This is a genomic window from Ruegeria sp. BF6 (assembly GCF_056538665.1).
Genome location: NZ_JBQFTN010000052.1, coordinates 1 through 999, shown reverse-complemented (window position 1 = coordinate 999; position 999 = coordinate 1). Strand labels below are relative to the sequence as shown.

At 57.1% G+C, this 999-nt stretch carries 2 protein-coding genes; both read right to left on the bottom strand.

The window, feature by feature from the left end:
* On the bottom strand, positions 1-542 hold a 542-nt coding region (gene comE, locus ACR0IM_RS24525; protein WP_480683490.1), incomplete at its 3' end, for a sulfopyruvate decarboxylase subunit beta.
* A partial coding sequence (locus ACR0IM_RS24520) for a sulfopyruvate decarboxylase subunit alpha (protein ID WP_480597443.1) occupies positions 539-999 on the bottom strand: 461 nt, incomplete at its 5' end. The genes comE and ACR0IM_RS24520, both read right to left, overlap by 4 nt.

The window sequence follows — 999 nt, the reverse complement described above, 5'->3', positions numbered from 1 at the left end:
GCCTTCATGAACCGGTCGCGGATCACGACCGGATCCATGGTGATCACCGGCATCTTGGCGTTGCCGCTTTCGCACTTGCTGACGATGATGGTCATCTGCTTGACGTCCAGCGCCTCTTGCAACACGCGACCGGTTTCCTCGGCCAGGCATTCGATCACCCGGTCACAACCTGCAGCCTCGGCCATTTTCGCCAACGAAGTTTTCTGCCCCGCATAAGTCGGCTGATCTCCGGTCGATCCGTAAGAGCCGTTGTCGATGATCAGCAGGATGTAGTTGTCCGCTGCATTGTTCGCGATTGTCGGCAGCGTGCCCAGATTGGTCAGGATCGAGCCATCTCCGTCAATGACGATCACCGGTTTCGGCTGCGACAGAGCCAGCCCAAGTCCAATGGATGAGGCCAGCCCCATCGTACCCAGCATGTAGAAATTGGTCGGTTGATCGTCGATTGCGTGCAGTTCCTGACTGGGGATGCCGATGTTGCAGACAACCAGCTGTTCACGCAGGATCGGGGCAATTTCCTTCAGGATTTCAGAACGGATCATTGGTCGCCATAGCCTCCCCAGAAATTGGCGTCGGTCAAAATGGCAACGGGTTTGTTGCACATGAAGGTGTATTTCAGAATATTGTCCAACTCCTCTACGTCTTTCTGCCAATGAAAGTGGTAGGTCGGGATATTGAGTTGAGCCAAAAGCGCCTTGGTGTGAACCGCCATCTCCACCTGGCAGGCGACGGGTTCGCGCAACTCTCCGCGATAGGAAATCAGCATGGGCAGCGGCATCCGGTAGTACTGGATCAGCGTGGCCAGCGTGTTGATCGTCACCCCGATGGCGGTGTTCTGCATGATGATGGCCGGGCGCTTGCCGCCCATCCAGGCGCCGGCGCACAGCCCCATCCCTTCATCCTCCTTGTTCGAGGGGATGTGAAAGATGTCGTCGCGTTGGTCAATCTCCTCGATCACCCCGGCCAGCTGTTTGCAGGGCACGGTGGTGACAAACGAGA